Here is a 7,787-nt window from a genome sequence, read left to right as displayed (position 1 = left end):
AACACACCCCCCCACCCCACCCCCCAGATTTATTCTGGTATCGTGGGCTCGGATTTGTGTATAAGAGACCCCAACCGCCGCCGCCCCACCGGCCGTGGTGCGTCAGATGACGTGCAGCACCCACGCGTGGTTGGCGAGGTCCTCGTCACGCTTGAACTTCTTCACGATCGCCTTGATCATCTTCATGGTTTTCCCCTTTCCGGGAATACGGGTGCGACGAATAGGTGTGGCCGCACCGGTGATGAGGTCCGGCATTCCGGTCCGGAAGGCCGAACTGCTCAACTGACTCAGGACCTTAACCGAACGGCGGCGATCATGACACCCCTTCGACAACCGGAGTTCGATTTCTACGGGGTATTGACAGCCCATTCGAATGCCGAATCGTTATAACCTTTTCCGGTGGGGGCATTCGCTCCCGCATTCGCCGGTCAGTTGTACGTGGTGGTGACGGTCACGCCGTCGAAGCCCTGCTGGGCGTACAGGCTGAAGTACACCCAGCCGGACGGCGGGTCGGCGACGGTCAGGGTCTCGCCGTTCCCGGCGGCGGTGGACTTCGCCCGGTACGACGAAGTGGTCGCCCAGGAAGGGCCGTTGTAGTACAGGTCGGCGTTGCCGGTGCCGCCGGCGGTGGTGATGGTCAGCTGCTTCACCCCGGCCGGCAGGTACAGGAAGCTGTAGCCGTAGTTGCCGGTGGTGGCGGCCACGCCGTCGCGGCGGCAGTTCCGGTCGTACTGCCGGGTGTCGGCGGCCGCGCACAGCGGGGCCCGGTCGGCGGGCAGGCTGCCGCAGTCGTCGGCGGCGCAGGCCTTGAGCCAGGTCGCGAAGTCGGCGTCGTAGCGGGTGCCGATGGTGGTCTTGAGCAGGGTGCGGGCGCCGTTCCAGTCACCGGTGCGGTACGCGGCGAGCAGGGCGTCGACGTCCTGGGGGTGCGACTGGAGCATGTAACGCACCGCCAGGTAGCCCCAGTTGTAGACCCGGGTGGAGTCGGCGTTGTCGTAGGTGGTGTCGAAGAGCGTGCTCAGCGGGTAGCTGCCCTTGCCGGCCTGGGTGACGGCGTCGTCGTAGTGGACGCCCCGGTAGCCGTACGAGACGTACTCGGCCAGGCCCTCGACCCACCAGACGGTCGGGGTGGTCATGCCCGCCTCGAAGTCGCCGTACATGTCGTAGCGGCCGTCGAGGTAGTGGGTGTACTCGTGGTTGAGGTTCCAGATCTGGAAGCTCGGGCGCAGCCAGTCGGCCTGGTGGGCGATGAAGCGGGCCTGGTTGCCGGGGGTGGCCGGGTTGCCCTCCTCGTACATGCCGCCGTTGTCGACGGCGATGTGGTACATCTCCCAGGCGTAGAGGCTGTAGTTGTAGTAGTCGTCGAAGACGACGACCTCCAGGCCGGTGTTGTGGTCGTCGGCGACCGGGCCGTTGTCCTTGGCCACCCGGTGGAAGTACGCGTCCTGGCCGACCAGGCTGGTGCAGGTGTCGGCGTTCTGCCGGTCGGTCATGCTCTGGGAGCGGATCCGCAGGTTCGGGTTGCAGGTGTGGTCGCTCCTGAGCACCAGCGGGACGAGCTTGGCGGGCACGTCGCAGGTGCCGTAGTAGGAGCAGTTGCCGGCGTCCTTCTGCTCCGCGAACCAGAGCAGGTTCATGGTGAGCGGGGCGGTGGCGCCGACCAGCGGGTAGCGGTTGACCAGGTCCTTGACGATCGGCCGGCCCTGCGCCCGGAGGCCGTCGACGGCGACCAGGTTGCCGATCTGGATGCCGATCCGGGTCACCGGGTCGGAGCCGGTGAGCTGGGCGCTGTTGCGGGTGACGAAGGAGGCCATGGTGGTGGCGAAGGACGGGTCGGCCTGGAGGGCGGCGGTGAACTCGGGGAGCTCGAAGCCGCGTTCGACGACGGTCCCGGTGTTGCCGACGGCGGCGGCCATCGAGCCGGTCCACCCGCCGGTGTAACCGTCGAGCAGGCGCTTGACCACGCCGGTGTAGCGGGCGTTCTCCCGGGCGCTGTCGATCAGCGTGACGGCCTCGGCCAGGGTGGCGCCGTTGGCCTCGGTGACGTCCTTGCTGTGCGGGGCGGCGAAGAAGGCGTCCAGCGCGCCGCGGATCGCGGTCCGCAGGCCGTCGCCGTACGGGCCGACGGCGTCGGGGTGGTACCACTGCACGTAGTAGCCGGCGCGCAGGAACAGCACCAACTGCCCGGCGGAGGTGGAGTTGTCGCCCGGGTAGCCGGCGGCGGCGGTGTCGCGCAGGGCGTCGGCGACGGTCACCATCCTGGCCTCGGCGAAGGCGCCCTTGGCGTCGGTGCCGGTGAGGGTGAACAGCGTGTTGACGCAGTCGAGGCCGGCCGCCTTGACCTGCTGGACCAGCGCGGCGCCGGACGTGCCGGTGAACGCCGCGGTGTCGCAGGCGGTCAGCTGCCGCGCCGTCCGGCCGGTGCCGACGGCACCGGCCGCGGTCGGGGCGGTGGGCCTGCCGTGGCTCTCGGCGGCGAGCGGGCGGGGGTCCTGGGGCGTGTCGGGCGACTTCGGCACCGGGATCGCGCGCGGGGCGACGGGTGCGGCGACGCGTGGGGCGGCCGGGTGGGCGGCCGGTGCGGCCGCCGGTGCGGTGGGCGTCGGGGTGCGGTCGGCCGCGTGCGCCTGCGGGGTGAACAGGCCGGCTGCGAGGAGGAAGGCGACGCCGAGCGCGGGCAGTCTGCGCGCGTTCGCCTTCGATATCCGGAAGGGACGCATGGGGTGGGGGCCTCCGGGACCGTGAGGGGGCCGTGCGGTGGGGGCGCACGGACGGGGTCTGATGTGTGACATGTAAAATGGCACACTCATTCAGGTAAAGGGAAGACCCGGGAGCCGGGGTTCCGGTCGACGAGACCGAACCGTGCCCTTCCGTGCGCCGCGCCTCGCCTGACGGTCCGTCAGACCAGCGACCGTGCCCGGGGGGTGAGCGCCGCGAACTCCAGCGGCGCCGACGGGTCCACCGACACGTCCGCCGGGGCCGGCTCGGCCCCGGCCCGGACGAGGAGGTCGCCGACGGCCGCGACCATCGCGCCGTTGTCCGTGCACAGCCGCAGCGGCGGCACCCGCAGGGCGATCCCGGCCTCGGCGCACCGCTCCTCGGCGAGCGCCCGCACCCGCGAGTTGGCGGCGACCCCGCCGACCACCACCAGGGTGTCGATCCCGTGGTCGGTGCAGGCCCGCACCGCCTTGCGGGTGAGCACGTCCGCGATCGCCTCCTGGAGGGCGGCCGCCGCGTCCGGGACGTGCGGCTTGCCGCCGGCCGTGCGCCGTGCCTCGACCCAGCGGGCGGCGGCGGTCTTGAGGCCGGAGAAGGAGAAGGCGTACGGGTCGTCCCGCGGCCCGGTCAGCGGGCGCGGCAGCCGTACCGCCGCCGGGTCCCCGTCGCGCGCGGCGCGGTCGACGGCCGGCCCGCCGGGGTAGGGCAGGCCCAGGATCCGGGCGACCTTGTCGAAGCACTCGCCGGCCGCGTCGTCCAGGGTGTCGCCGAGGTGGACGATCCGGCCCCGGGCGAGGTCGCGGACCAGCAGCAGCGAGGTGTGCCCGCCGGAGACGATCAGCACGATGCACGGGTCGGGCAGCGGCTCGCCGTCCAGGGTCGCGGCGGCGACGTGCCCGGCGAGGTGGTGCACCCCGTACAGCGGGACGCCGAGCGAGAAGGCGTACCCCTTGGCGGCGGCGACCCCGACCTGGAGGGCGCCGGACAGGCCGGGGCCGGTGGTGACGGCGACGGCCCCCACGTCCCGCAGCGTCAGCCCGGCGCGGTCCAGGGCCTCCTGCACCACCGGGGCCATCGCGTGGACGTGGGCCCGGGCGGCGATCTCCGGCACCACCCCGCCGTAGCGGGCGTGCTCGTCCATCGAGGAGGCCACCGCCTGCCCGAGCAGCACGCCGTCCCGGACCAGACCGGCACCGGTCTCGTCGCAGGAGGACTCGATGCCCAGCACGACCACCGGCGACCCTGTCACAGTCACTCACCCTCTTCACTCATTACACATGCGGGTGACCATTGTGCCCGATGTGAACGGTGGAATAAGCAGGAGCCCATGCTTCGTTCCTGCAACTCATACGCAATAGTGTTGTCCCGGCACGATCGTCATCGCTCAACCCGCCGAAAGGGGCCGTGTCCTGATGGGCACCTACTCGCTTCCCGACCTGCCGTACGACTACTCCGCGCTCGAGCGGGCCATGTCCGCCGAGATCCTGGAGCTGCACCACTCCAAGCACCACGCCGCCTACGTGAAGGGGGCGAACGACACCCTGGAGCAGCTCGCCGAGGCGCGCGACAAGGAGCAGTTCGGCGGCCTGGTCGGCCTGCAGAAGACCTTCGCCTTCCACCTCTCCGGCCACGTGCTGCACTCGCTGTTCTGGCAGAACCTGTCCCCGGAGGGCGGCGACCGCCCCGAGGGCGAGCTGGCCGACGCCATCACCGAGCACTTCGGCAGCTTCGAGGCCTTCAAGAAGCAGCTCACCACCGCCACCACCGGCGTCCAGGGCTCCGGTTGGGGCATCCTGTCCTGGGAGCCGCTCGGGCAGCGCCTGATCGTCGAGCAGGTCTACGACCACCACGGCAACGTCGGGCAGAACACCACCCCGCTGCTGGCCTTCGACGCCTGGGAGCACGCCTACTACCTGCAGTACCGCAACGTCCGCCCCGACTACGTCACCCGTCTGTGGGACGTCGTCAACTGGCAGGACGTCTCCTCCCGCTTCGCCGCCGTCAAGGGCGCCTGAGCGCCGAGCGAGCAGGAGGGCCCCGGACCGGTCGGGTGGTCCGGGGCCCTCCCCCTGTTCTCCCCCCGTGTTCCCCCTGTTCCCGCCGTGGTTCCCCGCCACGGCCGTCGACCCCCGTCACGTCAGCCACACCGAACCGAACGCCCTCCGCCACCCGTTGTTCGCCCGTGAACGGCGCGCGGTCGCTACGCTCGGGACACCGCCGGTCACCGGCGGTCGGCGGCCGACCGGCCGACCGGCCCGTCCGCTCCTGAGCGAAAGGCCGTCCGATGGCCCCTCGTCTGTCCGTCGTCGTCCCGATCTACAACGTCGAGCGCTACCTCGCGGAGTGCCTGGACTCGATCGCGGCCCAGACCTTCACGGACTTCGAGTGCGTGCTGGTCGACGACGGCTCGACCGACGACGGCCCGGTGATCGCCAAGGAGTACGCCGCCCGGGACCGGCGCTTCCGGCTGGTCCAGCAGGAGAACAAGGGCCTCGGCGGCGCCCGCAACACCGGCTGGCGCCACCTCGCCCCCGGCACCCAGTACCTGACCTTCGTCGACAGCGACGACACCCTGCCGCCGCACGCCTACCAGTTGATGATCAGCACGCTCGACCAGACCGGTTCCGACTTCGCCACCGGCAACGCGATGCGCCTGCGCACCACCGGCCTCACCCCCTCGCACGCCCACCGCCGCCCCTTCCGCGAGACCCGGCTGCGCACCCACGTCAGCGAACTGCCCGCCCTGGTCACCGACCGCACCGCCTGGAACAAGGTCTACCGGCGCACCTTCTTCGACGCCGCGGGCATCCGCTACCCCGAGGGCATCCTGTACGAGGACGCCCCGGTCAGCGTCCCCCACCACTTCCTCGCCGAACGGGTCGACGTGCTCTCCGAGCCGATCTACCACTGGCGGGTCCGCGAGGACGGCAACCTCTCCATCACCCAGAAGAAGACCGACCCGCGCGGACTGATCGACCGGGTCCGCTCGATGGAACTCGTCCGGGAATGGCTGCTCGCCCGCCCCGAAGCCCTCTTCGCCGAGCAGTACCTGCGCGCCTACGACCGGAACTGCCTGGCCGAGGAGATCCCGATGTTCTTCTGGTCCATCCCGGACGGCGACCGCAACTACTGGGAGGTCTACCAGCGGCACGTCAGCCGCCTGCTGCAGGCCATCGGCCCCGAGCGGATCGCCGGCCTCAACGGCCAGTTGCGGCTCAAGTACCGCCTCACCCAGGCCGACGCGATGAACCGCTTCATCGCCGTCCAGCGCGTCCACCGCACCGTCCGGCGCGCCCGCCAGGCCGCCCAGGCCGTGCGCCGGGGCTGACCGGGGGTCGGCGGCGGCGGGCGCCGTCAGCCGACCGTAGGTGCCGTCAGCCGGCGGACCAGGGTGACCAGGGCCGCCCGGTCCGTCGTCCGGTCCGCCGTACCGGCGAGCAGCAGGCGGACCATCTGCGGCAGCGTGAACCACGCGTTCACCAGGCCGATCACCGCGAACATCAGCCGTGCCGGATCCACCTCCCCGGCCACCCCGCCGCTGCGCTGCGCGGCGGCGACGGCGGCGACCTTCTCCGCGTAGTGCGCGGTGCGCTCCGGCCCGGCCGCCAACTCCTCGGCGTCCGAGCCGCGTTGCAGTCCCTCCCAGGCCAGCAGTCGGGAGAGGTGCGGGTGGGCCGAGTGGTAGTCGAAGACCCGGCCGGCGTAGTCGCCGAGGTCCAGTTCCGCCTCCGGGGCGAGCGGTACCGCCTCGGCGAGCTTGCCGAGCTCGGACGTCAGCACGGCGGAGAAGAGCTGCTCCTTGTTGCCGAAGTACTGGTAGATCCGCTCCTTGTTCACCCCGGCCCGGGTCGCCACCCGGGCGATCCGGGCCCCGTCCGGGCCGAACTCGGCGAACTCCTCGACCGCGGCGTCGAGGAGGAGCTGCTGCGTGCGTGCGGTGTCCCAGGCCATGGCCCAAGGGTATCCCAAATTTCCAACCCAATGGTTGGACTTCCGCGTCCGCGCGTGCCAAACTCCAACCGAAGGGTTGGAGATGAGGTCTCCGCCCGATCACCAAGGGGAGGACCCGCGCCATGACCACCGACACCATCACCCCAGCAGCCCCCGCCACCGTTCGGGCCACCGTCGCCCCGGCCACCCCCGCGGCCCCCTCGGTCCCGTCGGTCCACCGCCGCGCCGTGCTCACCTGGCTCGCCGTCTACCCGACCATCACCACCGCCTTCCTCCTCCTCGGCCCCCACCTCGGCAGCCTCCCCGTGCCGCTGCGCACCCTGGTGATGACCGCCCTCGTCGTCCCCGTCGTCGTCTACGCCCTGATGCCGCTCCTCCTCAAGGCGGAGACCAGGCTCGCCCGCCGGGCCGACGGCCGGAAGTAGCGGGCGACCCGGCCCCGGCCCTCCGTCGGCCGGGCGGAACCTACCGTCGGATCGAACTCTTAACGTGGATAGGGCGGTTGGGATGATTCTCTTCAACCAGAGTCGCCGTCGCCGCAGCTGCCGTAGCGCTGGCCCTCGTGGGCGCGACGGCCTCCACGGGGCAGGCGGCGGCCAGTGGCCACCGGCAGCTGTCCCAGAACGTCCGGTTCTACAACGCGGCGGTGGACGGGAACCTGGACGGCAAAGCCAACGGGACGTATCCCCTCACCTACCCGTCCAACGGCAGCCCCGTTCAGACCTGGACCCTGACCCCGACCGCCCAGGGGGCGTTCCAGATCATGAACGTCTACAAGAACCTCTGCCTCCAGGCGCCTGCCACCACCGGGGACCCGATCCCCCTGATCCGGTGCAACATCAGCAACCCGGCCCAGTGGTGGGACCTCGACGAGAGCGACAACAAGGTCGTCATCACCGAGTACCTCGACGGGGACTACGCCATCCAGTCCAACGGGAACTACACCACCGTGCTGAGCGCGTTCTCCGACCACAACAAGCTCCAGGAATGGGACGTGTTGCCCGCGTAGGGGAGCAGGTCCGGGGGGGGGCCCGCCCCGCCCCCCCGCCCCCGGGGCGCCCGGGGTGGGGGGGCGGGCGGGGGGGGGGGCGCGCCCGCCGGCCCCCCCCCCCCCGCGC

The 7,787-nt window shown here is 71.3% G+C and carries 8 protein-coding genes; 4 read left to right on the top strand and 4 right to left on the bottom strand.

Going from position 1 to position 7,787, the window contains the following annotated elements; all coding sequences use genetic code 11:
• Positions 1 to 102: 102 nt before the first annotated feature.
• The 3 genes from ACFWXO_RS02460 to tsaD form a co-directional block, all read right to left on the bottom strand.
• Entirely contained in the window at positions 103 to 282 is a 180-nt protein-coding gene (locus ACFWXO_RS02460) for a hypothetical protein (protein WP_375883760.1), read from the bottom strand.
• A 146-nt stretch (positions 283 to 428) separates the two neighbouring features.
• On the bottom strand, positions 429 to 2,720 hold the full coding sequence (locus ACFWXO_RS02455) for a M9 family metallopeptidase (protein ID WP_380521517.1): 2,292 nt from the start codon (positions 2,718 to 2,720) through the stop codon (positions 429 to 431).
• A 179-nt stretch (positions 2,721 to 2,899) separates the two neighbouring features.
• A complete protein-coding gene (gene tsaD, locus ACFWXO_RS02450) occupies positions 2,900 to 3,973 on the bottom strand; it encodes a tRNA (adenosine(37)-N6)-threonylcarbamoyltransferase complex transferase subunit TsaD (protein ID WP_380521514.1) in 1,074 nt (357 codons plus the stop codon).
• Positions 3,974 to 4,130: 157 nt separating this feature from the next.
• Between tsaD and ACFWXO_RS02445 the strand changes: the two genes are divergently transcribed.
• Both ACFWXO_RS02445 and ACFWXO_RS02440 read left to right on the top strand, forming a co-directional pair.
• Positions 4,131 to 4,733, top strand: coding sequence for a superoxide dismutase (locus ACFWXO_RS02445; RefSeq protein WP_375883767.1), 603 nt, complete (start codon positions 4,131 to 4,133; stop codon positions 4,731 to 4,733).
• Between the two features lie 269 nt (positions 4,734 to 5,002).
• Positions 5,003 to 6,046 (top strand): glycosyltransferase family 2 protein, encoded by a 1,044-nt coding sequence (locus tag ACFWXO_RS02440; RefSeq protein ID WP_380521512.1) that lies wholly within the window; start codon positions 5,003 to 5,005, stop codon positions 6,044 to 6,046.
• 26 nt (positions 6,047 to 6,072) lie between these two features.
• On the opposite strand, the gene ACFWXO_RS02435 is transcribed toward ACFWXO_RS02440, so the two are convergent.
• Positions 6,073 to 6,669, bottom strand: coding sequence for a TetR family transcriptional regulator (locus tag ACFWXO_RS02435; RefSeq protein ID WP_380521510.1), 597 nt, complete (start codon positions 6,667 to 6,669; stop codon positions 6,073 to 6,075).
• A 122-nt stretch (positions 6,670 to 6,791) separates the two neighbouring features.
• Between ACFWXO_RS02435 and ACFWXO_RS02430 the strand changes: the two genes are divergently transcribed.
• The gene (locus ACFWXO_RS02430; RefSeq protein WP_380521508.1) at positions 6,792 to 7,094 is read left to right on the top strand and encodes a hypothetical protein; all 303 of its coding nucleotides are present in this window, start codon (positions 6,792 to 6,794) and stop codon (positions 7,092 to 7,094) included.
• A 137-nt stretch (positions 7,095 to 7,231) separates the two neighbouring features.
• Positions 7,232 to 7,678 (top strand): RICIN domain-containing protein, encoded by a 447-nt coding sequence (locus ACFWXO_RS02425; protein WP_380521507.1) that lies wholly within the window; start codon positions 7,232 to 7,234, stop codon positions 7,676 to 7,678.
• Positions 7,679 to 7,787 lie beyond the last annotated feature (109 nt).

The sequence above is a fragment of the Kitasatospora sp. NPDC059088 genome (genome assembly GCF_042738155.1).
Taxonomy (GTDB): domain Bacteria; phylum Actinomycetota; class Actinomycetes; order Streptomycetales; family Streptomycetaceae; genus Kitasatospora.
Note: the sequence above shows the minus strand (reverse complement) of the source record. Positions and strands in the feature narration are given on the sequence as shown.

Excerpts from the sequence above, each read along its gene's own strand:
- ACFWXO_RS02455 (WP_380521517.1), bottom strand. The coding sequence starts at position 2,720 with ATGCGTCCCTTCCGGATATCGAAGGCGAACGCGCGCAGACTGCCCGCG.
- ACFWXO_RS02445 (WP_375883767.1), top strand. The coding sequence starts at position 4,131 with ATGGGCACCTACTCGCTTCCCGACCTGCCGTACGACTACTCCGCGCTC.
- ACFWXO_RS02440 (WP_380521512.1), top strand. The coding sequence starts at position 5,003 with ATGGCCCCTCGTCTGTCCGTCGTCGTCCCGATCTACAACGTCGAGCGC.
- ACFWXO_RS02435 (WP_380521510.1), bottom strand. The coding sequence starts at position 6,669 with ATGGCCTGGGACACCGCACGCACGCAGCAGCTCCTCCTCGACGCCGCG.
- ACFWXO_RS02430 (WP_380521508.1), top strand. The coding sequence starts at position 6,792 with ATGACCACCGACACCATCACCCCAGCAGCCCCCGCCACCGTTCGGGCC.